General features: G+C 63.2%; 21 protein-coding genes. 15 read left to right on the top strand and 6 right to left on the bottom strand.

What is annotated here, in order from left to right:
* Positions 1-161 precede the first annotated feature (161 nt).
* Positions 162-3,113, bottom strand: a complete 2,952-nt coding sequence (mobF, locus tag MFF26_RS25245; RefSeq protein ID WP_238308821.1) for a MobF family relaxase — start codon at positions 3,111-3,113, stop codon at positions 162-164.
* A complete protein-coding gene (locus MFF26_RS25240; RefSeq protein ID WP_238308820.1) occupies positions 3,110-3,397 on the bottom strand; it encodes a hypothetical protein in 288 nt (95 codons plus the stop codon). The genes mobF and MFF26_RS25240 overlap by 4 nt, the downstream gene beginning before the upstream one ends.
* A gap of 315 nt (positions 3,398-3,712) precedes the next feature.
* Between MFF26_RS25240 and MFF26_RS25235 the strand changes: the two genes are divergently transcribed.
* Genes MFF26_RS25235 through MFF26_RS25225 form a run of 3 tightly spaced genes read left to right on the top strand, consistent with a single transcriptional unit; the run spans position 3,713 to position 5,639 of the window.
* A complete protein-coding gene (locus tag MFF26_RS25235) occupies positions 3,713-4,246 on the top strand; it encodes a hypothetical protein (protein WP_238308819.1) in 534 nt (177 codons plus the stop codon).
* 6 nt (positions 4,247-4,252) lie between these two features.
* A complete protein-coding gene (locus MFF26_RS25230; protein WP_238308818.1) occupies positions 4,253-5,062 on the top strand; it encodes a chromosome partitioning protein in 810 nt (269 codons plus the stop codon).
* Positions 5,046-5,639 carry a hypothetical protein gene (locus MFF26_RS25225; RefSeq protein WP_238308816.1) on the top strand — a complete coding sequence of 198 codons (594 nt, stop codon included), beginning with the start codon at positions 5,046-5,048 and terminating at the stop codon, positions 5,637-5,639. Before MFF26_RS25230 ends, MFF26_RS25225 begins: the two co-directional genes overlap by 17 nt.
* Before the next feature lie 167 nt (positions 5,640-5,806).
* Here the strand turns inward: MFF26_RS25225 and MFF26_RS25220 are convergent, their stop codons facing one another.
* Together MFF26_RS25220 and MFF26_RS25215 are read right to left on the bottom strand one after the other, a co-directional pair.
* Positions 5,807-7,360, bottom strand: a complete 1,554-nt coding sequence (locus MFF26_RS25220) for a type IV secretory system conjugative DNA transfer family protein (RefSeq protein ID WP_238308815.1) — start codon at positions 7,358-7,360, stop codon at positions 5,807-5,809.
* 781 nt (positions 7,361-8,141) lie between these two features.
* Positions 8,142-8,510: a hypothetical protein gene (locus tag MFF26_RS25215; RefSeq protein ID WP_238308814.1), complete on the bottom strand. Its 369-nt coding sequence runs from the start codon at positions 8,508-8,510 to the stop codon at positions 8,142-8,144.
* 258 nt (positions 8,511-8,768) lie between these two features.
* On the opposite strand from MFF26_RS25215, the gene MFF26_RS25210 reads away from it, so the two are divergent.
* The gene (locus tag MFF26_RS25210; protein ID WP_238308813.1) at positions 8,769-9,353 is read left to right on the top strand and encodes a recombinase family protein; all 585 of its coding nucleotides are present in this window, start codon (positions 8,769-8,771) and stop codon (positions 9,351-9,353) included.
* 5 nt (positions 9,354-9,358) lie between these two features.
* Entirely contained in the window at positions 9,359-9,799 is a 441-nt protein-coding gene (locus tag MFF26_RS25205; protein WP_231347163.1) for an HNH endonuclease signature motif containing protein, read from the top strand.
* Between the two features lie 147 nt (positions 9,800-9,946).
* Here the strand turns inward: MFF26_RS25205 and MFF26_RS25200 are convergent, their stop codons facing one another.
* Positions 9,947-10,453, bottom strand: coding sequence for a tudor domain-containing protein (locus MFF26_RS25200; RefSeq protein WP_238308812.1), 507 nt, complete (start codon positions 10,451-10,453; stop codon positions 9,947-9,949).
* A gap of 635 nt (positions 10,454-11,088) precedes the next feature.
* Here MFF26_RS25200 and MFF26_RS25195 point away from each other — a divergent pair.
* The 4 genes from MFF26_RS25195 to MFF26_RS25180 all read left to right on the top strand — a co-directional run bounded on the left by MFF26_RS25195 (position 11,089) and on the right by MFF26_RS25180 (position 15,081).
* A complete protein-coding gene (locus tag MFF26_RS25195) occupies positions 11,089-12,087 on the top strand; it encodes a helix-turn-helix domain-containing protein (protein ID WP_238308811.1) in 999 nt (332 codons plus the stop codon).
* A 1,112-nt stretch (positions 12,088-13,199) separates the two neighbouring features.
* Positions 13,200-13,748 (top strand): YsnF/AvaK domain-containing protein, encoded by a 549-nt coding sequence (locus MFF26_RS25190; RefSeq protein WP_373324534.1) that lies wholly within the window; start codon positions 13,200-13,202, stop codon positions 13,746-13,748.
* Positions 13,717-14,661, top strand: a complete 945-nt coding sequence (locus MFF26_RS25185) for a YsnF/AvaK domain-containing protein (protein ID WP_238308810.1) — start codon at positions 13,717-13,719, stop codon at positions 14,659-14,661. Before MFF26_RS25190 ends, MFF26_RS25185 begins: the two co-directional genes overlap by 32 nt.
* Positions 14,662-14,778: 117 nt before the next feature.
* Positions 14,779-15,081 (top strand): hypothetical protein, encoded by a 303-nt coding sequence (locus MFF26_RS25180; protein ID WP_238308809.1) that lies wholly within the window; start codon positions 14,779-14,781, stop codon positions 15,079-15,081.
* Positions 15,082-16,319: 1,238 nt separating this feature from the next.
* Here the strand turns inward: MFF26_RS25180 and MFF26_RS25175 are convergent.
* Positions 16,320-16,730: a helix-turn-helix domain-containing protein gene (locus MFF26_RS25175; protein ID WP_238308808.1), complete on the bottom strand. Its 411-nt coding sequence runs from the start codon at positions 16,728-16,730 to the stop codon at positions 16,320-16,322.
* A 545-nt stretch (positions 16,731-17,275) separates the two neighbouring features.
* Here MFF26_RS25175 and MFF26_RS25170 point away from each other — a divergent pair.
* From MFF26_RS25170 to MFF26_RS25145, 6 genes are all read left to right on the top strand, one after another.
* Positions 17,276-17,950 (top strand): hypothetical protein, encoded by a 675-nt coding sequence (locus MFF26_RS25170; RefSeq protein ID WP_182556781.1) that lies wholly within the window; start codon positions 17,276-17,278, stop codon positions 17,948-17,950.
* Positions 17,951-18,564: 614 nt separating this feature from the next.
* Positions 18,565-18,774, top strand: a complete 210-nt coding sequence (locus MFF26_RS25165; RefSeq protein ID WP_238308807.1) for a hypothetical protein — start codon at positions 18,565-18,567, stop codon at positions 18,772-18,774.
* A complete protein-coding gene (locus tag MFF26_RS25160) occupies positions 18,771-19,097 on the top strand; it encodes a DUF3768 domain-containing protein (RefSeq protein ID WP_238308806.1) in 327 nt (108 codons plus the stop codon). Before MFF26_RS25165 ends, MFF26_RS25160 begins: the two co-directional genes overlap by 4 nt.
* A gap of 733 nt (positions 19,098-19,830) precedes the next feature.
* Entirely contained in the window at positions 19,831-20,493 is a 663-nt protein-coding gene (gene parA / locus MFF26_RS25155; RefSeq protein ID WP_182556789.1) for a ParA family partition ATPase, read from the top strand.
* Complete coding sequence (locus MFF26_RS25150) at positions 20,490-20,795, top strand: plasmid partition protein ParG (RefSeq protein WP_238308805.1); 306 nt, start codon at positions 20,490-20,492, stop codon at positions 20,793-20,795. The genes parA and MFF26_RS25150 overlap by 4 nt, the downstream gene beginning before the upstream one ends.
* 49 nt (positions 20,796-20,844) lie before the next feature.
* A complete protein-coding gene (locus tag MFF26_RS25145; protein ID WP_238308804.1) occupies positions 20,845-22,077 on the top strand; it encodes a replication initiator protein A in 1,233 nt (410 codons plus the stop codon).
* Positions 22,078-22,347 lie beyond the last annotated feature (270 nt).

Below are 22,347 nucleotides of genomic sequence, written 5' to 3'. Positions count from 1 at the left end.
CCTGCCCTTGGCTCAGCCTAGGCAGTTGGAGGTTAACGTGTTCACCCAAAATGCCGGCTTCTGACCCTGAACGGTCTATCGGTTGTACCATCGCTCGTGCCTGGAACAACGACAGTGTCCCTTACACTTGCGAGGTCTCTGCCGAGCGTATGCTCTGCTCCTCAGCGTTCGATCCCACCACGCTCGCGGTCTGGCCCGGGTCGCCCCAGAAGGCCTGCAATCCGTGCAAAGAGGCGCCGCGTGTGGGCGGTGGGGGCACGGGAGAGCCGACGACGCCCCTCAGCATCGAGGAGCCGCCAAGCCGGCACCGTGAGCCGGTCTGGCTTCAGTTGGGCGAGCGCCGCGCGCAGAGCCCGGGCCGCTCGCACGGCGCGGGTGACGTCGATGCCGCCATGGACCTGCTCGCGCAAGCCTAAGGCTCCGCTGCGCATGAACGCGATCCGGTCAGCGGCGTAGTCGGCGACGTTGATTTTCTCTCGGTAGACCCGCGCCTCGGCAAACAGCCGCTCCAGCACTATCGTGTCGCTCGCCGGCAGGCGTGGGTCGGTCTGGCGCTGCCGGCACAGGGCATCGAGGCGATCGCGTTCGACCACCACTCGCGCATCCGACCGGTGCCGGGTCAGGCCGACATACACCTCACGCGCGTCCGTCGAGGCCGCCACAAGCATCACCGCCGCGGCGCTCGTCCGCCCCTGGGCGGCGTGCACGGTCCCGGCATAGGAATGCACAAGCTTAGGCTGGGGTGCCCTGCCGCCGAACCGCGGCTCTCGCGCCAATCGCCGCCAAGGCTCGTCGAGCACGCGCCCATCCTCCAACCTCAGGCGCAGGCGGATCTCTCCATCCGGATCCCGGGTGATACTTTCCACCCGGGCGCGATTGCCGTTGCGAACTGAGAGATGCGGCAGGCTCTCACCGAAGCGTAAGGAGTCCCCGACCGCCAGGGCGAGGACGGCCGGCCTATCCGTACGATCCCGCGCCGGCAGGCTGACGAGGTCGGGGCCGAGTTTTTCCTCTGCCCGCAGCACTGCCCGAGCCTTCAGGTTCAGCAGCGCCGCATCGGCGTTGCGGCGCGTCAGCATCAGCACGTCCCCACCGTGCCGTGCCCGCGCCTCCGACCACACCGCGATTGCCCGCGCCTGAGCGGCCTCGGTCCCGGAGATCAGCTCGATCCGGTCGTTGGCAGCATAGGCGCGCAGACCCGCTTCGGCATCGCCGCCCGCCATGGTCATCGAGGCGGCTCGTTGCCACTTCACCTCCTGGCGCCGCACCTCTCCGAGCACGCCTGCGCGTCCGACCACCTCGGAGACTGCCCGCAGGGCAGACGCCCCCCCGACCGAGGCGAGCTGGCGCCGGTCTCCGATCAGCACCACCTTGGCGCCCGCCTGTCGCGCGGCACTCAGGACCGCCTCCAGGTCGCGTGTCGAGACCATCCCGGCCTCGTCGATGAGCACCAGGGTGTCTCGATCGAGGGAGGCGGTCCTTGCTCCCGCAGGGTCGGTCCTGGTCTCAGCCTGCTCCTTGGCAAAGGCGTAGCGCCAGCGGGCAATCGCCTGGGCCGGGATGCCGGCGGAGCGGGCGAGTTCGTCGGCGGCCACCCAGGACGGTGCAAGGCCGATCACGCGCAGTTTGCTGCGGGTTGCCGCAAGAACCAGGGCTTGCGCCGTTGTGGTTTTGCCTGTGCCCGCGCCGGCCTCAAGGATCGAGACGCCATCCGATCCGGCGACCTGACGCACCGCCTCGGCCTGCTCCGGGCTGAGATGGGGGGCGGCAGCCAGTGCTGCCGCCACCGCCTCGGGCGCGATCCAAGTCCGCTCTCCAGGCCGCTCGGCCGCACGCAGCAGGGCCGCCTCGCAGGCGGCGATGCCGGGGCTCGTCCAGCAGGCATGCTGGCTGTGATCGAGCGCGACCGAGCTCAAGGGCATGAGTCGGCCGTCGCGTTCCAGCTGCGCGAGCTCGGCCTCGACCGCCTCGATCCCGAGCCCGCGTAGAGATGCCTCCTCCAGGGCTGCCTGCAGCAGGGCCGCTCGACCCAGCACGTTCTCGTGCCGGAACAGGGCCGAGGCGGCACGGGCGACGGGCGTGTTGCCGGCGATCTCGGGTGGGTCGAAGGGTTCTACCGCCTCGCGCCCGGCGCGATCCGCTTCGTGTGCCCGGTTCGGGTCAGGCTCCTGCGCCACCCGTAGGGCCTCCTGCCAGGGATCGATGCCGGCGGCTCCAAGTTCGGCCTGCCAGCGTGCCTCCAGCTCGGATCCGCTTGGCAGCTCGGCCTTGTCGCGCCGCGTGGCCAAAGCCGCCACCTCGCGCTGGGCGCTCGTTGCGCCCGGCCCCGCCCGCTCCAGGATCTGGGCCGAGCGCTTGGAGAAGGCTGCGAGCAGCGCATCCGGCACACCAGCAACCTCCCACTGGCCCTGGCCGGCCGGGCGGTAACGCAAGCCGAACCGAACACGCAGCTCGTGGCTGAGCGCGGCGCGGTAGGCGGCACCGAGTCCGCGCTGCTGCTCGAACAGTCGCGCTGGGTCAATTGTAAGATGTGTAAGAGACTTGTATCGCCCAGAAGCCGAACTTCGCGGTGCCCCAGCGACGTTGAGAACCACGCAGTGAGTGTGCAGGTTGGGATCGCCCTCGCGGGTGGTGAAGTGATCGAAGCGCGCCACAATCAGGTCGCTCGGCCGGTGCCGCTCGACCCCGCCCGCTCCGGTGCGCACCTCGACTAGGCCCTCGCGCGTCAGGAAGCTCAAGGCCTGTGCGACCGCGGCGCGATGCGCCGCCTCGATCCCGGCGCGCTGCTCCGGTGTTCCAGCGGCCCAGAGCACGCTCACCGCCTTGGCTGGGGTCAGGGTGCAGTCGGTCCCGGACTGATGCTGCGCGCCGGCGCCGCGTACCAGCGGCTTACCCGTGCCCGGATCGAGTCCGGCGCAGAGGTTGCGGAACGAGGCGCCGGTGACCGCCGCGCCGTGCCGCACCACGCTCTCACCCGATGACCACCAAGTCCCCTCGCCCTCCGCCTGGTAGTAGGCCCCACGCCGGTCCGGCCGGGCCTCATCCTGGCTCTCGGTCAGATAGTAGGTTGCCGCGTCCGAGCCTGGCCGCAAGCGCTGCAGCGAGGCCGTCACGGCACGGGCGTCTCAGCGGGCCGATAGCGGCACAGGCTGCCCGCCTCGAACTCGTCCGCGGCCGCACCGAGCTCGCCGACCGCCTGCGCCATCGCCAGCAGCGCGGCATCGACATGCTCCATCCGCTCCACTAGCACTCGGTGGCGCAGGGCGATCTCCAGCTGTTGCGCCACGCAGTCGCCGATTAGGCTCTCCGGTGTCCAGCCCCGCTCGGCCGCGGCTCGGTGCAAGGCTGCGGCGAGTTCGGGCGGCAGGCTGACGCTGAAGCTGACGTCCTGGGGCATCGCATCACTTCTGAGGATCGCAGCACCCTCAGGCAGGGCTGAGGCCGGCGGCTTCGTTGCCGCGGCCGGTCCTGGCATGCGAGGGTGCGGCTCGGCGAGTGCCGTGCGACTCCAGGGTTAATGAACCTTGGGCTGGGGCACTTCAGTGCGTGTGGTGTGATCCCTCTCTTCTGCCGTAGCTGTTACCGTACCACTGCCGCCTTCTACCGTGCCCTGCCGTCAGCAGCCGTCGACTAACGGAAGCTTGCCGTTCCACGGGGCTTTCGAGCGATCGGCCACACGGGGTGGCAAGCTGCACCCTGCTAGGGCGGCGCCATGGCCCCGCGCTCCCGCCTCGACCTGCGCCGCCTCGCGCGCGACGCCGCTGCCGCCCCTGGCAGCCGCCGGGAGGCACGCGCGCCGGGTGGCCGACCGGCCACGGGCTTGATGGAGGCCGTGCGCGCCAATCTCGACGCACTCGTCGCCCTCCAAGCAGGCGGCCTGACTTGGGATGCGGTGGCCTCCGGCCTCACCGCGCAAGGCTTCACCACTGCAGATGGGCAGCCCGTCACCGGGCGCAACCTCACCGGCATCATCTCCAGCGTGCGCCGCCAAGCTGCCGCCCGCGCGGCCAGGATGGCGGCCCGCGCGGCTCGCCTCGACCGGCCGGAGCCTGCACGGGCCCTCACCGATCCATCCACCTCTGCACCACGCCCATCCCGGCTGGCGCCGGAGCTGAGCCGCGATCACCCGACGCTGCGCTCCAACCACGAGGCACGGGCTCCCACCAATTCGGATGCCCCACTCAGCGAGGCGGAGATCCGCCGGCTGCAGGCCGAGAAGCACAGCCACCTGTTCAAGAAGGACTGAAGATCCATGCCCCGCATCCTCCTCGTCGCCCAGGAAACCGGCGGCATCGGCAAGTCGACCGTGACCCGCGGCCTCGCCGAGGCGGTCCCGGACGCGCCGATCCTGGAGATCGAGTCGGTGCCCCGCCTGACCGAGTTCAAGACGGCCGACGTGTCCAACCAGCCCGGCAGCGTTCAGCACTTCCCGATGCGGGCCACGCGCGAGGCGATCGAGGCCAGCGGCGGCAAGGCGGCACGCGCCGAGTTCGACCCGGTGATCAACGCGCTCTACGCCGTCACGACAGCCAGTCTCGTCGATATCGGCGCCAACACCTCGGCGAGCCTGCTCGGGATCCTGCGGGAAGAGGCGCCGACGCTGCGGGAGGCCGGGATCGAGCTCGGGCTTGTGGTGGTGGTGGCGGCAGAGGCGGGCGCACTCGCCGATGCAGGCAAGCTGCTGCAGGGTACGCCTGCCTGGACCGGGGCCCGCTTCGTCGTGGCCAACGGTGTGCGCGGGGCAGTCGACCCGGTGATCCTGAAGCGGGTGGTGGGCGATGCCACCGTGACCCAGCTGCGCGGCTTCGAGCTGGAGGACGAGACGCGCGAGGTCCTGGCGGCCGGTCAGCTGCGCGGGGTCGCTCGGCTCGACCGGGCGAGCCTGGTCCAGCAGACCTCGCCGGCCCAGGCCGGGCGCATCCTGCGCGATCTCACCGCCTTCCGGCTCGCCGTGATGGAGGCGGTCAAGCCGGCGGCTCTGTGGCTGGTCGGAGAGGACGAAGCTGCTCCAGCATCGGCCGGCGCGCGCAAGGGAGGCCCCAAGCGTGCCGGCAACACCTGACGACGTTCGCGCTCGGATCGCGGCGGCAGATCGCGCGGCCCGTGAAGCCGCCACAGCGGCCGAGCAGGAGAGCCGTGCCGCGCTCGACCGGCTCAAGGCGCGGCCGCCAGCGGAGCGCTTTGCCGCGCTGGAGGATGGCGCGCCGCAGCTCCTGCCCGAGCACCGGCGCGAACTGCTGCGCTCCATGCGCGAGCAACCCGGCCGAGTCGATCCTTCGGTCCGGCCCACGGCCCGCCACGCCAGCGCCTTCGCGGTCTGGCGCGGGCGCTTGCCCTTCCAGGCGCACCAGCTCACGCGCGACGCTCTCCTCGCCCTCTGCCTGCTCGGTGGCGTTGGCCTAGCCTATCATCGTACGCCCACATCCTGGGTCGAGGTCCAGAGCGACCGGGACGCGCCCGCGGCATGGGTCATGCCGGACGGGCGGCCCGGCGGTGATCGCCTCGTGGCGGGCCGCGCCTACGCCCTGATGCGTCTGGTCGGTGACGAGGCCGAGCTGCGCGATTGGCATCCGGGTGTGGGCTATGCCGTGGCGCGGGTGCCAATCGCGTGGTTGCGGACGCGCTCGGGTCCGCGCTGAGTACCGCAGTCAGCGCGACTGGGCCCGTTCAAGCGGGTGGCACGAGCGCGTCCCAGCTGCCGGGTTCGATCAGGCTTGTGCCGCCGCATGCACGGCCGCACTCCTCACCTGTTCCCCGACAAGCATCTCGACGACCGGGGGACAGGTGAGCCTTCCCTGGATGAAGTTCAGCGAGCCCGGCCCACGGGCGCCACCGGCGCGATCAGCTTGCGGAAGCGCGGGTCGGTGTGCGCCACGGTCTTCTTCAGGCGCAGCGGGTGGCGTGCATGGCCGCCGCTGTTGGGGAAGACCAGGAGCTCGTCGCCCGGCATCGCGATCAGCGCCTCCTTGCTCATCAGCCGCGCACCCTGAGAGGTGCGGGTGGTGGAGGGGCTGCCCTTGGCCTCGCCGCTCGGCGCCGTGCGGCTCTCCACGAAAGTGGTGTAGTCGCCGATCGCCCGCGACCAGCGCTCGCTCTCGTCCGGATCGACGGCCGGCACGTCGAAGACGGTGACGACCTCGGCCGTGTTGAGCAGCACGTCGGCGCCGGCCTCACCGTAGAGGCCGACGAGCTGGGCGCGATCCTGCCACATCGTCCACAGGCTTGCGCCGTAGCCCGGCAGCTCACCGGCCGCGGTCAGGAGTGCGTCGAAGCGGCCGAGCACCGCCGCCTCATCAATGAAGACCACCAAGCGCTCGACGGGCCGGTTGCGGCGCACTGCGGTGAACAGGTCGGACAACAGCCAGCGCAGGAGGGGGGCGAGCACGGCCTTGTACTCGGTCGGCACCGCCACGAAGAGGTCAACTGTGCCGGAGGAGAGATCGGCGAGCTCGAAGGTCGAGGCGCCGACGAGATCGCGCAGGCGCCGGTCGGCGAGCCATTGGAAGGCTTGCAGGGCGGTGGACTTGATCGGATCCTTGGTCTTGGGATCGGCCTCTAGGATCTCCATCGCCGCATAAGCCGCCGGCTCCGGCCAGCGCTCGACATACTGTTTGAGGAGGCCGAGGAGGCGGCCTTCGTTGACGATCAAGTCCTGCACCTGCACCACCGAGCGGTCCGCAGGGAGGCGGAGCGCGACGAGCATGGCGCCGACGATGAGATCGACGGCCCGGTTGCGGAAGTAGGCCGAGGCCTCGCTGTCGCCGCTGGCTTCGGGCAGGAGGGCGAGCGCCGTGCTCTGGAGGTAGAGCACATCCTCCGGATCGCGGCCGTGCAGCGGGTTCCAGCGATCGGTTCCGCCGGCGAGTCCCAGCGGATCGAGGCAGACGACGCGCCGGCCGAGTGCTCGGCGCCGCGCGGCTACGGCGCGGTAGACCTCACCCTTGGGGTCGAGCACGACGGCTGGGCCGCCCCACCCCTGCGGTTCGGGAAAGGCGAGGTTGGGGATGAGCAGGCCCGAGGTCTTGCCCTTGCGCGGGGGCGCGATGGTGACGAGCGTGCCTTGCACGGCGACGCGCACCGGCCAGCCCGTGTCGGGGTCGCGGCCGAGTTCAAGGCCGCTGCGCAGGCGCGTACGTTCGGCCACGCTGGCGAAGCGAGCGGAGCCGAACAAGTCGGAGACGTCGCGCTTTGGCTCGGGCTTGCTGCGCCATAGAAGCTCGGCCCCGAATAGAACGAGGAGAGGTGAGAGTGCGAGGAGTGGTCCTGACGACCAGCCACCGTTGGCAAATTCCGGCGCGCGGCCGATCAGCACGCGGTAGAGCAATGCGGGCGCATCAGTGACTTGCCACGAGGGCAGCATCCCAAACCACGTGCCAGGACGCATTACTTTTTCGGGCCACAGTGATGGATCGATCCCGTGCTGGACTAATCCCGCTACTGGGTATGCTAGGGCTACTGTGATGAGGACGGTTAGAAAAAGGCGCATGAATTGTTTGCTGTAGGTGGAGGGTGTTGATCGCTAAAGGTGGTACGGAGAGAAAACTACTCGTCTATTATTGTTATGTTCCCTTTGTGATTTAAAATTGGCGGATTGAATCCGATTTCATTATCGTTTCTGCGCTTCATCTCAGCTGATCCATAGTGACATCTAATTATATGGATAATCTCATCTCTATTCAGCCGATGTAGGGCCCTATATGTTGTCTGTGTGTGTAGCTGTTGTTGTTGCAGTGTCGGATCATAGCTAATGTTATTATCCTCGACCCATGCATGTCGAACAAAGTCTGCGTCAGATGGCAGCTTCGCTAGCCCTAGAACATATGTTTCAAAATACTTGTGTATAACTGCGGCAGAGCAGTTGGCATAACACTCTTTAGGCTTGGTCATCCCACCTTTGCGAAGCACATTATATAAATTGTCAGGGATGTTTTGCATGTCTTTCTCCTTCGTCATGTCGGATAGATTTTGCATCATATTTGCTTTGGAAAGAAATCCCTAATAAATGAATCAAAAACTCAGATCTAACCAAGATGCAGGTCGATCTTCGTTTATTTTGAATTCACTAAAGATGATGTTTTACGCTGGTGTGCATCCCGCTCCATAGTGAGCTGGCGCACAGCTCAAATTTTGGCGGTATTGGTTCAGGATGTCGTTTTAGAAAGGATGGCCAGATCACGGCCACTTAGCTTCGCCTCTTCGTGAAGAATGGCCTCTATATATGGTCTAAAATCTTCAAAAGCACGATGGTCCTTTAGCTCCGAGCTATGATTGTACGCGTTCCAACAGAACTGAGCAGGATTCTTGTTGTGTCTTAAAACTAACAGAGCTGAATTCATGTCCTCGTCTGCTAAAAGGTTTATTTGCATATCCCCGCTGATCTTGGCTCGTCCCGCTGCAACAACGTCGCGAATAAAAGCAATATCGTCCGGCTCTAAAACGCGTAAGTTACGGCTTCCTTGCTCAGAGCGATTTCTGTATGTCTCAATGTATTCCGTGATCCTATAGAGCATATCAGCTTATCCCAATCCGTGTCAGCCATGGTGTTAGTAGGTATGAGATGATATATAAAGAACATAATGAATAAGCTTTTATCTAGCTGCGCGAAGCGCTCTCAAGGGAAGCAATCGAACACGGCGTATGAAAAACGTTCGTTTTTCTAACACTCAGTCGGAGCGGCTCGCCAAAACCCTGAAACAGCCCCGTTTGTGTAACGAAAATATGGTAGCAAATCTATTGCCAGAAAAACCCTCTTGTGGGACTATCGTGACATGCTTGTTGGCTATGCGCGTGTCTCAACCCAGGACCAGAACCTCAACCTTCAGCGCGATGCGCTTCTGAAGGCAGGTTGCGAAAAAATTTTTGAAGAGAAGAAGAGCGGTAAGGCTGGGACCAAGCGCCCGGAGTTCGAAGCCGCCCTCGCCTACCTGCGCCCGACCGACGTCCTGGTGGTGTGGAAGCTGGATCGCCTAGGCCGTTCCCTCGTCGAAATGATGCGCACGATCGACGGCCTGCGGCTCAAGGAGATCCACTTCCGCTCCCTGACCGAGCAGTTTGACAGCGCCACGGCCCACGGACGCTTTGCCCTGCAGATGCATGGCGCCATGGCCGAGTACTTCCTCGACCTCAACCGCGAGCGCACCATGGAGGGCTTGAAGGCCGCTCTGGCCCGTGGGCGAAAAGGGGGGCGACCCAAAATGCTGAGCGAGGCTGATCTAGAAGTAGCCCGGACTCTGCTCGCTGCTGGCAACATCTCGGTGGCTGCGATCGCCAAGCGCCTGGGGGTGAGCCGCTTCACCTTCTACCGGTACTTCCCGCAGGCGCGCACGCGCAGCCAAGCGCGTGCAGGGGGCTAACCGCCGTGCCCATTCGCCCGGAAAATCGCTTCTTCTATCCTATCGATTGGTCACAGCTATCTGAGGTGATCCGCTTCGGGCGCGCCAAAGGCTGCTGTGAGGAGTGTGGTCGACCGCATGGGCAATTGGTTTTCCACCTTGGCGACGGACGCTGGTGGGATGCTGCGACGCAGACTTGGCGCAGCGGAAAGGGGCGCCCGCTTAAGCTGACACCCGTGGAGTCCATGCCGGCAGGCACAGCGCTACGGACCACCCGCGTCTATCTGGCCTGCGCTCACCTGGACCATGATCCAGGCAACAACGATCCCAAGAACCTACGGGCGCTCTGCCAGCGCTGCCACATCCTACACGATCGGGCGGAACACCTGCGTCAGCGCTGGTTCACCTACAGATACCGGAAGGCCCTCGGGGACCTGTTCCTCGGCCCTTACCCGTTCCGGTACTGACCTTGGGGCGCACACCGGAAGCTGCCCTGCTGGCTGTAAGGAGGGCTGCAGTTCGTGAGATGACTCTCGTCGAGCTTCTAGGGAAGTGGCACCGTTGGGATCGGGGGCAGCTTTTGTGGTCAGCAGCCCCCACGCAGAGCGCAGCTCTTAACGCGAGCGGCATTTGCCCGTGCGCGTGCGCTCACGGTCAGCGTCATCGTAGTCAATGTTCAGCATATCACCGTTCAATGATGTGATGCGACCTGAATGCCAAGTTCCACTGCCCTTCCAGTTGCACTCGATCCGCGTACCAACAGACCACGTGTAAGAGCGGACGCGGCTGACGTGCGCGGTTTCTCGATCGCCGTCATCATAACGGATGGTCACTGTAGCGCGTGCGGCACTCTCGACGATGCCGGGGTACCAATGCTCGCCGTTCCGCCATCTGCCGAGAACCCAGTCGCCAGGCCGGTATGGCTCGCTTACAGGTTCAAATTCAGCCTGCCGATTTGGCACACGCGGTACATATTGAGGCGCACCCGTGTCACTTTCAAGCCTAAGTCTATCGTTCAGGACGTTGATTACTGCAAGTCCGCAGAAGTTGACCGGTTCTTCGATAACCCTCTCGTTTGACATGCCGCGGGAGCCAAAATCAATGATGACACGGGCTGTCATCATGCAATTCGAGGGGCGGTCGGCATTGAATGCGAGGTTCCGGCCCCCTCGCCCTGGGATCGGTATCTTTAGCCAGTTCTCACTCCATCGCCTGCCAGGTGCCAGAACACGGAAGTCGATAATTGCACCAGGCGTGTGGTTGCTGACCACAAAGCGCTTATCGGCGACAGTCTGTGCTTGAACGGGCTGAACCAGTGCAGATGTAATTCCACATCCTGCGAAGACCGCTGCCCCTGACAATCTGATTAATGACGCCACTATGCCCCGCCGACAAGTGCCGAGATTGCCCATACCACGCTCCCTCGATCCACGAGGAGACGTCTGATGCTTCATCGGGCCAGCGTCTCACTCGAGCAGCTCTTCGTTCTGCCGATCGCCGCGGTAGCACGCATCTCTCAAACCGGTCTTGAACGCATGTACCACCGGCTTGAACATGTGTATCAAGCCCGGAACAAAGTGGAACGCAGGTGTAGAAGCGCATCAAGAGCCGGAGAGCATGTTAGACCTGCAGTGCAACTAGACGTCATCGTAAATAATGTTTCCATGGATTTAGCCTGCCGAGCCTGTCGCGACTACAAAGCCTGTCTGAAGCGCCTGTTTTTACAATTTATGTCGTTGCCTGTGGGGGAAAGGCGATGCTGAAAGATAAACCGGAAACTGAGGTGCTCAAATTGGGGTTGCAGCGGTTTTCTACCGCTGCCCTACCACTTCGGGACCGGCATGAGGCATGGCTGCATCAGGATTGGCCAAGCTTCGCGCCGTTCTACCGTTGTGTTCCGCTAGAGCCATTCGACGTCACTGCGGATCGCCTCTATCTTGATAATCTATTAATCATATACTCCAAGATCACGTCGCAGGAGTGGGCGCGCGACGTCAGCTTGATAAAGTCCTGGAGCTCGGACTCTCTTGTTGTTGCTTTGACAATCCAAGGGGAGGCAAAGGGAACATGGGGCGACATCGACGTTAAAACCCGCCCTGGAAGTCTTCACCTGGCTGATCTTGCAAAGAACTCGTCCCACGTTTCTAGCGCAAGTCAGACAATTATCCTGATCGTGCCTCGCGCCCTTGCTGCTAGCCGTGGGCTTGACGTTGCCGCACTCCATGGAGTTGCCATTGCCTCGCATACAGCATCGTTCCTGACCACGCATCTGCTCAGCCTTCGGAGTGCCGTGCCGGAGCTCCCGAGGAGTAGTGGGATGATGCTGGCACGTGGAGTCATCGATCTCCTTGTTCTGGCACTTGCAGGAACAGGAAGGGCATCCCAAGCCCTCGTTGGCCGACGCGGCCTCGCACTGCTGGCACGGGGGGCAATCGATGAAGGACTCGGCTCTCCCTCTCTCAATACGGCAAGGCTCTGCCGTACTCTGGCAGTTTCGCGCGCTACACTCTATCGCCTATTTGAGGAAGAAGGCGGAGTTCAATACTATATCCGTCGCCGCCGTCTTGAAGTCGCACGGGCAACTCTTGAGGATGCGACTTCCGCAGAGCCAATCTGTGCGATTGCGGAGCGGTTTGGCTTCAGCGATGCTGCCCACCTCAGTCGGCTGTTCCGTAGACAATATGGCATGACGCCAAGCGATTGCCGTGCGGAAGCTCAACGAATTGCCAAGCAGAAGGACGTGCAGCTGCGATGATCATACCGGCAACGGTACTGGCTAGCTTCGTTTGCGCTTTTCTCCTGACGATGCTGACGCGCCTTTCCGCCCTCAGCGTCGCTTGTGGGGTTCCGCTAGCGGGAGCGGCAGGCGCTTTTCTTGCGATCACGCTTTTCCCCTCAGGAGGATCAACCGAGCCTGTCGTCGTCCCGCTGCTTCTGATCATTGTCGCGCTCGGTGCTGTTCCTGGCGCAGGAATAGCCGCCCTACGCCGGCGGGGTCATACCGAGGTCTAATGGGCCACTATTTGCAACGCGTTAGCTCGAAGGGTCCATCCGCCGTATTGAGCCTCATCCGGTTCGGTCCGAGCTGTTCGACGACGCTCTCCGTCCGCGTGCCCTGTTCGACGACCACAAGCTGACCGCCTTTGAGGCTCCATCGAGCAGAGCCTCCATCCATTGTCCCATCTTTCGAATAAACAACAGCGGGAGGCTTGCAGCCGTCCGTACCCCAGCTTCCTACAAGATATTCACGAGTGCCCGGCGAGGATCTATCTTTGGCGTTGACTGGCGTGTGGTAAGTTGTTGACGGCAACAGCATGACCAAGGCTGCGATTGAATTCATTATCAATGGATTGGGTTTTTTCTGCTGTAGGCTGAGCGGCACCTGATCACCAACATTTTGTGCCACCAGGTTGCGCTTGTGCGGATGATATCGCGCCATAAGGTGGGCTTAGCCTGACTTCGTGGATGACCTAACCATCAGGATGTCCACTGTCGGCTGAACGGGTAGCACGTTGCGGAGCCGCCGTGCTTGTACACATGTCTCAGCAGCTTGTCTGGGCGCCTCATACTGCGCCTTTCGCTCGTCGAGCCCAGGTGGCCCCCATAGCGGATGCGCCCTGATTTTGGTTGTCAATGGCGGCTTCCGTTCAGCGGCTCAAGGCCCGGTTTGTGCCCAGATGACCACCACTGCAGCTTAGCCGCACTGGGATCTTCACGGAGTCCGGCTCAGGTTCGCACCTCCGTCTTCTCGCTTCGGATGAAAGGCGCCGTCTCAGCAAAGCTTAGCCAATGTGATCGGCTTTAACATTCTGCGGAACTGCCCCTGGGCATGGACCGTTCTCGTGCTGCAGAACAGGTCAGGCCACAATGATCAAAACACCTCCTGTGGCAAGTGACGGCGATGCTTCCACGCAAGTGCCGGCGCAGAACGACGGTACAGGCGAAGATATGACCCCGCTTGAGCTGCAAGCAGGCGAAGAACTTGTTCTTCCCGTCGTCGAGGAAACTGCTCACATCGAGAAGCGGTTGCGCGAAAAAGGTCGCGTCCGCGTCAGCACACAAACAGAAACCATCGAAAAGGTGCTCCGCGAGTCGCTGCACGGCAACACCGTGGGCGTCAGTCGGCTGCCCATCGGCCGCGTCATCCAGGAAGGCGAGCCTGTTCCTCAGACGCGCACGGAAGGCAGCGTCACCATCATCCCAATCCTCGAAGAGGTCCTCGTCGTCGAGAAGCGCCTGATCCTCAAGGAGGAGGTTCACATCCGCGAGACGAGCACGAACGAGGACGTCGAGGTTCCGGTCACCCTGCGCAAGCAGCGTGTGGTGATCGAACGCATAGGTCCGGAGGGGGCTGAACCCACCACACCTACGGAGGAAACAGACCATGACTCAGACGATCACAGCCTTGTACGATAATCGGCAGGACGCTCAGAACGCGCTCAGCAAACTCGTCGCTGCCGGCATTCCCGAGTCCTCGGTCCGCCTCGTTCAGGGCCGCGAGGGCAGCACTGCTCAGAGCACCGGAGTTTACGACCACACCCGGGACGAGGGCGGCTTCTGGGGTTCGCTTAAAGACCTCTTCCTGCCGGAGGAGGACCGCTACTCCTACAGCGAGGGCCTGAACCGCGGCGGCACGATGCTGACGGTCTCTGCCGACGACAGCAAGATCCGCACGGTCGCCGACATCCTCGAACAGACCAACGCGGTCAACCTCGACGAGCGCGAGTCGTCCTGGCGGCAGGAGGGCTGGAGCGGCTACACCGCAGGTGCAACGGGTGCCGAGGCTGCGGGCGGTATTCCGGCAACCGGAGCGTCGGCCGGCACCACCGGTCTGCATGCCGCGGGTGGGGCCAGTTCCACAGGTTCCTATGCTACTGGGGTATCTGATGTCACTGGCGCGGCACATGATGCGCAAGTCGGCAGCCGGGAGACCATCCCCATCGTCGAGGAGCGTCTGAACGTCGGCAAGCGGGTCACCGAGCAGGGCCGGGTACGGCTGCGCTCCTACGCCGTCGAGACGCCGGTAAACGAGCAGGTGAGCCTCCGTGAGGAGACGGTCCACGTCGACCGGCAAAGGGTTGATCGTCCGGTAACGGCCGCCGACGAGGCACTGTTTGCCGAGAAGACCATCGAAGCGACTGAGCGTGTCGAGGAGGCTGTGGTCTCCAAGGACGCCCGCGTCGTCGAGGAGGTGGGCCTGCGCAAGGATGCGACCCAGCACACCGAAACCATCACCGACAAGGTGCGGCGCACCGAGGTCGAGGTGGAAGACGAGCGTGGGAACGTCACACGTACCGGCACCGGCGGGACGACAACCGACAAGCGCTAAGCGCTTGTCGCGGCTGATATACCACAGCTCTTAAGCATCCTGCGGCTCGCTTGTGGGATGCTAGGACTTCCTTAACCATGAGCGCGTTGCGATGCAGCCTTTCGAGGTTGTGTCGCAATGCGCTTCATCCATGTTGAGGACGGCCTACGTCTCCGCTTTCCCGGACGCGATGCAGCGTTCAACGAGGGTGTCGAGATCGGTATCCTGGCCGTCAACTTGGCCAGCGGACGTGGCGAGTTCACGCTGCAGCTCTCCAGCGGCACCCTTGAGCAGGCTCGAGCCCTCGCCGCGCAGATGGGCTACCGGGTGCATGTCGTCTGGTGCGACAAAGCCTGGGCAGGAGTGACGTTTCTGACCGGCCGCAGGCGACCCAAGCTGACGCTGATCCACAATCCGCCAGAGGCTCAGGCTGCAGGCTGACCGACGGAACGCCCGCTGCCGTGTGGTTCAACCATTCGGAACAGTGGCGATCTGCTTCTCGGTGACATTCAGAACGAGGTCGGCAACCACAGCCGATCGTGGCGGTTGACCCAAGCAGCTAAAGCCACGGAGAGCGTTGTGGCCGTTATTACGATCACGATCGGACTGCGCACCGGCACCCGGCTTCTCGCAGCCAACTCAGAACGCAGCGCCGCTAGCTACGCAGAGGCGGTTGTCTACGCCATACCGCGTGAAGCTCTCCCGGTGCCTCTGGCTGTCTCTTGCCTCGATCCAGGCGTCCGCCACCGGCTGACCGAGTATCTGCTCGATCTGCAGACCGAATGCCTGCGTATGCCTCTGCCAAACCAGAACGCGTCTGGGGCTTTGGGCTGATTGAAGGGCTTTCCATGCCGCTTCAGTCCTGCCTACATCTCACCCCATGCTTCTGATGAGCGCCAACTCGAATACGCCGCTGTCAGCGGCCTCTGCGCCTGACCATGGGCCAATCCTGGACGCCCGCACACGCCTGCGGCTCGGGCTGCAGCTGCAGGCCATCTACAAGCCGGTGCTGAATGACGTTCTAGATCCACGTCTGGCCGAGCTGCTGCGGCAACTTGAGTGCGATCGGGATCAGACACAAGCCGGCTAGCTACCTGGGCTGTGGTGTGCCCACGCACTTGAAGTGCAAGCTATGCCGTACACGCAACGTCGCAAACCCCTCGAAGGGGGTTGCCTTGTGCGACGCACCATCTAATTTTGGATTATGCGCAGCCGCGATGGCGTCGCGGTCATGCTGCTCTTCTTGAGCGTTTCCTCCCAAGACTTCGGGCCGTCCCCTCACCGGGGCGGCCTTTTTTGTGTCTTGTAAGTGGTCATCTATCCATCTCCGCCGAGCGCAGCAAGCAAGATTTTTCTTAAACGGCCTTCACCCATGTGGAATTTTTTATCCAGTTTGAACTTGGCAGCAAAAAATTGGCGATTTGACCAAGCGCGGCAGCGTTCAGCGATCATAGACTGAAGGCACGTACGGCTGCGGCCAGAGCAGCAAGTCCGCCAAGGGCGACAGCCGAAATCAGCCGGGCACGCGCCCAGGGCCTGAAAGGATTATCGTTACAGGGCGTTGGCGCGCGACCGGGCCACCTCCGCCATTTACGCTCCGCATTATGAGCATCGAGCATGGCCTGAAGACCTTGCCTATCAGGCTGAAGGAGGCATGACATGAATGACGTCCTTGGCGGCTATTCGCCGTTGGAGCTCTGAACGAGTTGAGCTGTGCTGCGGACGATCGCCAGAACCTCACGACGCATCTGGTCGTCTTCGATCTCGGCGTAAGCACGCAGCAGCTCAACAGCCCCCTTGGCATGCAGGAAGCCGAGCAGCTCGGTTTGCTCCCGAGCAGTGGGGTTATCGCTATCCTCGAAGAAGGTGGAGACCGGCACTTCGAGCAACCGGGCGATCTCGCGCAGGCGTCCCGCGCCAACGCGGTTCTGGCCCTTTTCGTACTTTTGAACCTGCTGGAAGGTCACGCCTACTGCAAGTCCGAGAGCGGTCTGACTCAATCCACGTGCCTTACGCAGCGCTGCAATCCGAAGCCCGACAAGCCGGTCTGCCTCCGTAACCCGCTTCGGCGGCCCGCTGGAGATGTCCATCCTGCTAATCCTAAAATCTTAAATTCACGCTTGTTGTCGAATGTTAATTACAGCTTAATGGCGCTGCAATTTCAAGCGGCCGCCTTAGCTGCAATAAGGCCATCGGTAGCTCGAAGCTCGTAGATTACCCTCAGCGCGAACTTCCTTTGACTTCGGCATAAGGAACAGCAACGGCCTTCTTGCCCTCAATCCGCAAATAATGAAATACGATTTTACAGAAATGCGGGTTTGCAGCCTCTTACTAGGGTGCAGCCGCAGAAAGCAGCGTTCCACCATGTCGTCACAGGGCTGGAGGCGCCCTTGTCGGCCTAGCCGCCGAAAAAATGTAAAATGGCCAGTGGTTTGAGTCCCGACCATTCTGCCAGTTGCGCTGCTGCGACTGATGGCACAGCAAAAAGGCCGCCGAGCAGGTGCTCTAGGCGGCCTAATGGGAAAGCGGTCCAGAAAAAGCTTGCCCCGGCGGTATGCTAGGCAGGGACCGACCGGGGGTTACATGATAAGTTATGGGGCAACCGACCGAAAAATTCAAGTGAAATCCGCTTTTCGTGCCCACCTTCGTTGACGTCCTTTCCAGCGACCGCTTCGCCACCTACCAGCACTGGGCCGACGGTGATGATGCTCTGGCGCTCCGGCTCTACACCTTCAACGTCCAGCTCTCGGCGGCCCTCTATGGGCCGCTGCACATGCTCGAGGTGACACTGCGCAACCGGGCTGATGCCCAACTGATGACGGTGTATGGCCCGGACTGGCTCGACGACCCAGTCGCCCTTCCCGGCCGCTATCAGCGTGACTGCGTGATCAAGGCCCGCGCCACGCTGCTGGGCGAGCGCAAAGCCGCCAGCCACGGGCAGATGGTGGCCGAGCTGACGTTCGGATTTTGGACTTCGCTGTTTGGCCGTGACGGGACGCACCTGTGGCAGCATCTTCGGCCTATCTTCCAGGCCAAGGGCATTCAGCGAGGCCTGATCGCCGGGCAGCTGCGCGACCTCCGGCACCTGCGCAACCGGGTCGCCCACTACGAGCCGATCCTCACCCAGCCCCTCGCCCAGCGCTACGGCAATCTCACCACCCTCACCGGCTGGCTCTCGCCGACCGCCGCGGCCTGGATCGCCCAGACGTCCGCCTGGGGAGCGCTCTACCCGGCTGTACCGGTGCTTGTGCCGAACGCTGCCGGTGACCTGCGCGTCGAGCCAGCTGTCATTCCCTTCCTGCCAGCCTGATATCCGGAAATACGATTTTCCTGTTTTGCGGCGACTGGCTCTATCCTGATGCCGCACGGGCCAGCCGGCCGTGCCGGCGTCAAGGCACGCTGCGCTCTCCGGCCTTGACCCCATCCCGTCCGACCGGCGGTGGGCTGCCAGTGGGGCAAAGCCCCAAACTGACCAGCAGAGCTGATCCGCTTCTGCAGAAATCCGCTTTTACGACGGATCGGAGTGGCTTGGGACCGGGCCGCAACCCGTGCCCAGTGCGGAGCGGACGAGCGCGGCCCTAGGCGGCGTCGTGATCGCAACTGAAACCATCTCCATCCCGGGCCTGGCAGGAGCCTGATCGGGTCCGGGGGCGCCCTCCCCTACACGATGGCCGGCAGCTGTGGCGGCACTGTGTGTGAGCGGGCTGGTGTGCCTCTCCCGGCAAGCCAGCCTCTCCCCTGCGGCCAGGCGGTTCGGGAGATGCGCCGGAGGCTGTCCCGGTCAAGCGGCTGCCCGCTCCGTTCGCGTGCGCTCCCGTGTTGCCGATGACCAGGACCGGCCGGAGGCCTCAGCCCCGCGGCGCAGCAGAACTCCCGACCGGCCGCGATGGGCGTGGCCGGTACCAGCAAAGGGAGATCCACACCATGACCCGCACCACTACCAACAACCGTCCGAGCCACGCCGTCTACGTGGTCGAGGGAGAGGGCGAAAATGCCTTCTGGACCCGGATCGGCGCCGCCTGGGCACACGAGGATGGCGACGGCTTCAACCTTCAGCTCAGCTGCCTGCCGCTTACTGGCCGCTTGGTCATCCGCAAGCCGCGACCGAAGGCTGACGGGGAGCCGGCCCAATGAGCCGCACCGCCGCGATCCGGCGTCTCAACGACGCCCTACGCTCTCAGCTGACCGGCGGTCGGCTGATGCTCACCCCAGGAGTCAGCCAACTGGCTCCGCTCGACCGGCTGGCGGTGCTGAACCTGATGCGCGAGTTCAGCGCGTTCACGCCGGACAACGATCCTCACGGCGAGCACGACTTCGGCAGCGTCGAGCACAAGGGCACGCGCTACTTCTGGAAGATCGACTACTACGACCTCCAGCTGGCGATGCACTCGCCGGACGCGGCCAACCCGGCGGTGACCGTCCGGGTCCTCACGCTGATGCGCGCCGACGAGTACTAACCGGAGGCGCTGCCTGAACCGCCCTCTGGGGCGGTTTCGTATGGTTGCTGCTCACCGTGACCGCCGGTCAAGCCGCCGCTGGCCGGTTCATCAGCGTCTGTAGACGTTCCTTCCATCCACCATGGGTGAAGGAACCCGCGCAGGACGCTGTCTGAGGCCTCCATATCACTCCCCTGCCCGGTCCGGCCCCTCGACCAGGCTTTTGGGCGTGTGCCGCGACGGCGGGCGCGGCACACGCCAGTCGCGCCCCTGCCTCGCTGGAGTGGGATCAGGACCAGTGCTTTGCGATTGAGCCACTGCCAGGGCGCAATGCCGCCTTTCCGGAAACCCGCTTTTACGATTATACGCTGATGAGCAGCTGTCAGGTGCGCCAGGTGCTGGCGATCATACAGGGGCAGAGACAGGTGGCCTCGGCTCATCCCCGGACGACGTCGCTGCGGAACCAGGCCCTACGGGTACGGCCGCCGACATCCCAGAGGGACCCTGCCTCAGCGGTTCGGCCGCGATGGTGATCCCGCTTCTGTGCGCCGCCTCGAGGGCGGCGCTGCTGTATGTTTAAATACGATTTTGCGACTCTGCGGTTTTCCGGAAATGTGTCCCAGAGGTTACAGGCATTGTGCGCAGCGTTAACGAACCGTTGGCAGAAGCGTGTTTGTGTGAAATCGTGAACCTACAGAAACGGGTTTGCAGAAAATCGTAAATCCGACGATACGCAAATCCAGAAAGGCGGCGCATGATCATCGGGGTGCTCAACCAGAAAGGCGGAGTCGGTAAGACGACCCTCGCCACCAACCTGGCGGCGGTCATCGCCAAGGCCGGCTACCGTGTGCTGCTGGTCGACGCCGACCCGCAGGGCAGCTCTATGGCTTGGTCGTCCGTGCGCGAGGCCGAGCCGCTGTTCCCGGTGATCAGCATGGCCAAGCCAACCCTGCACCGCGACCTGCCGGAGATCGCGGCCGACTACGATGTGGTGATTATCGACGGCGCACCCAGGGTCAACGACCTCGGCCGCGCCGCGATCCTGGCCAGCGATGTGGTGCTCATGCCGGTGCAGCCGTCGCCCTACGACGTATGGGCCTCGGCCGACACGGTGCAACTGGTCAAGGAGGCCCAGCAGTTTAAGGAAAACATCAAACCCGTTTTTGTGGTGAACCGCAAAATCGTAAATACGGCGATCGGGCGCGATGTGCATAATGCCCTGTCCCAGTTCGAATTTCCGATCCTGCCGGTGGAGATCTGCCAGCGCGTCGGCTTCGCCGAGAGCGCCAGCCAAGGCATGTCCGTGATCGAGACGGACCCCAAGAGCGATGCCGCACAGGAAATCAGCCAGCTGGCCGCCCAGCTTGTCGACATGAAAGCCAAACCCAAGACCAAGAAGGAAAGGAAGGCCGCATGAGCAAGGGAGCCAAGCAGGTCTCGTTCAAGGTGCCCGCATCCAAGCTGGCGCCGGCTGCCGACGCCTGGATCGCCAACCGCGGTGCCGAGCCCACGACTACGGATAGGGAAGGGGGCTCCGTGACCGCCCTCAAGGCTGTTGAAGCCGCTCCGGCGCCGGAGCCGAAGGAGAAGATGTCCCGCTTCACCGTCGACGTGCCGGAGAGCCTGCACCGCCGTGTGAAGATGCAGTGCGCGGCACGCGGTCAGAAGATGGCCGACATGATGCGGGATCTGCTCGAGCGCGAGTTCCCGACGTCGTAAATCCGCTGATGCAGAATTCCGCTTTTACGACCTTTCCGGAAATCCTGGTGTGAGTGATCCCGTCCGTCTCGACCTGATGCCTCTCGACGCGTTCGGGGCCCTCGGGCTGCATGAGAAGAACGCCTACCTGCAGGCGCTGGCGGACACGTTCTGCGCCAGGACCGGCCGCGAGACCCTTGTCCTCAACAAGGACGCGCTGAGCCGCCTCCGGCGCTTCTACAGCCGGCGCAGCCTGGCTGACCTCAAGGTCGGGCCTGAGCCGACAGACTCGATCGGCATCGCGCTCAAAGCGCTCGGTGATGCGGTCAAGCTCAACGAGCGCCAACCCGATATCGTCGGCGCGCTGGTCTCTGAGCTGCCGGCGCCGGTGATGCGTGAGGCGCCCGACGACGACGCCCAGCTCGCGTTCTTCGTGCCCAACATCTACGACGCGCCGCTCAAGGACGACGTCAACCTGATGGATGTCGCGCCATTCTCGCTCGGCAAGGCCAAGCGGGAAGGGGTCATCCGCTACGAGCTGAAGGACTGCATCATCACGATCGATGGCAGCGCCTCAGCCGGCCTCGCCACCGTGTTCGACTACGACATCTTCCTGCACATGGTTTCGAGCCTTGCCGATGAGGCCAACCGGTACCGCCGGGCGTTGGAGAAAGGCCTGCGTATCGATGTACCGGCGCGGGTCTACCGACCAAATGCTGCGCACATCCTCAAGTTCTGCCGGCGGTCCAACGGCGGCAAACAGTACAAGGACCTTGAGGCCGCGCTGGACCGCCTCAAGGGCACCAGCGTCAAGGTGGTCAACCTCGGCAACGGCAATCGCCGTGAGATGATCTCGATGTCGCTGATCCAGGACTACCGGACGGTCAGCCGCACCACGACAGGCAACGTCGACCAGGTCGAAATCGAGATCCCCGATTGGGTCTACGATGGCGTGGTGCGCCAGAAGGGAAACCCGCAGATCCTGACCTTGAACGCCGATTACTTCCTGATTTCACAGGGGCTTGGCCGCTACCTTTACCGGCTATCCAAGCGTGCTGCCGGCAAAACCGTCGCCCGCTACGGAATGACCGAAATCCACAAGCGCAGCGGCTCCAAACAAGCTCTGCCGCAGTTTGCCCATCAGGTGCGCAAATTCGTTGAAAGCACCAAGATCGCGCCGTTGCCCGAATACGACCTAGAGATCATCCCTGGCAAACGCGAAGACGTGCTTGTCATGCGGGCGCGCGGCACCGAAACCTTGCACGCAGGTGCCGTGGTCGCCCCCGAGCTTCCGTTCGACTGACTCCGTTTTTGTCAGCGATTTTTGTCAAAACCGTACTTCGCCAATCGGGGCAGCAGCGGGCCGAAGGCCACAGCCGCGCTGTGGATAATTCTTGTCAATGCCGTACTTCATCAACCAAAAACCGTACATCATAAATGTCAAACCGTACTTCGCCTATGACAAGCCGTACATCATAAATCTGAGGGCCGTACTTCGCCAATCAAGGATGGCCTCAAGTCACTGATTTTAACCAATGATTTTTGTCAGAGGGGCAGGTCGCTAATGCCTAAA

The sequence above is a fragment of the Methylorubrum suomiense genome (assembly GCF_022179765.1).
GTDB lineage: Bacteria > Pseudomonadota > Alphaproteobacteria > Rhizobiales > Beijerinckiaceae > Methylobacterium > Methylobacterium suomiense.
The sequence above is the reverse complement of the archived record's forward strand: the minus strand, read 5'-3'. Positions and strand labels throughout refer to the sequence as shown.

Bases quoted from the DNA above. Each gene is read 5' to 3' on its own strand.
- MFF26_RS25175 (WP_238308808.1), bottom strand. From the start codon at position 16,730: ATGGACATCTCCAGCGGGCCGCCGAAGCGGGTTACGGAGGCAGACCGG.
- MFF26_RS25215 (WP_238308814.1), bottom strand. From the start codon at position 8,510: ATGCTCTATAGGATCACGGAATACATTGAGACATACAGAAATCGCTCT.
- MFF26_RS25150 (WP_238308805.1), top strand. From the start codon at position 20,490: ATGAGCAAGGGAGCCAAGCAGGTCTCGTTCAAGGTGCCCGCATCCAAG.
- parA (WP_182556789.1), top strand. From the start codon at position 19,831: ATGATCATCGGGGTGCTCAACCAGAAAGGCGGAGTCGGTAAGACGACC.
- MFF26_RS25235 (WP_238308819.1), top strand. From the start codon at position 3,713: ATGGCCCCGCGCTCCCGCCTCGACCTGCGCCGCCTCGCGCGCGACGCC.
- MFF26_RS25160 (WP_238308806.1), top strand. From the start codon at position 18,771: ATGAGCCGCACCGCCGCGATCCGGCGTCTCAACGACGCCCTACGCTCT.
- MFF26_RS25220 (WP_238308815.1), bottom strand. From the start codon at position 7,360: ATGCTGCCCTCGTGGCAAGTCACTGATGCGCCCGCATTGCTCTACCGC.
- MFF26_RS25180 (WP_238308809.1), top strand. From the start codon at position 14,779: ATGCGCTTCATCCATGTTGAGGACGGCCTACGTCTCCGCTTTCCCGGA.
- MFF26_RS25230 (WP_238308818.1), top strand. From the start codon at position 4,253: ATGCCCCGCATCCTCCTCGTCGCCCAGGAAACCGGCGGCATCGGCAAG.
- MFF26_RS25195 (WP_238308811.1), top strand. From the start codon at position 11,089: ATGCTGAAAGATAAACCGGAAACTGAGGTGCTCAAATTGGGGTTGCAG.
- MFF26_RS25190 (WP_373324534.1), top strand. From the start codon at position 13,200: ATGATCAAAACACCTCCTGTGGCAAGTGACGGCGATGCTTCCACGCAA.
- MFF26_RS25210 (WP_238308813.1), top strand. From the start codon at position 8,769: ATGCTTGTTGGCTATGCGCGTGTCTCAACCCAGGACCAGAACCTCAAC.
- MFF26_RS25200 (WP_238308812.1), bottom strand. From the start codon at position 10,453: ATGACAGCCCGTGTCATCATTGATTTTGGCTCCCGCGGCATGTCAAAC.
- MFF26_RS25165 (WP_238308807.1), top strand. From the start codon at position 18,565: ATGACCCGCACCACTACCAACAACCGTCCGAGCCACGCCGTCTACGTG.
- MFF26_RS25240 (WP_238308820.1), bottom strand. From the start codon at position 3,397: ATGCCCCAGGACGTCAGCTTCAGCGTCAGCCTGCCGCCCGAACTCGCC.
- MFF26_RS25185 (WP_238308810.1), top strand. From the start codon at position 13,717: ATGACTCAGACGATCACAGCCTTGTACGATAATCGGCAGGACGCTCAG.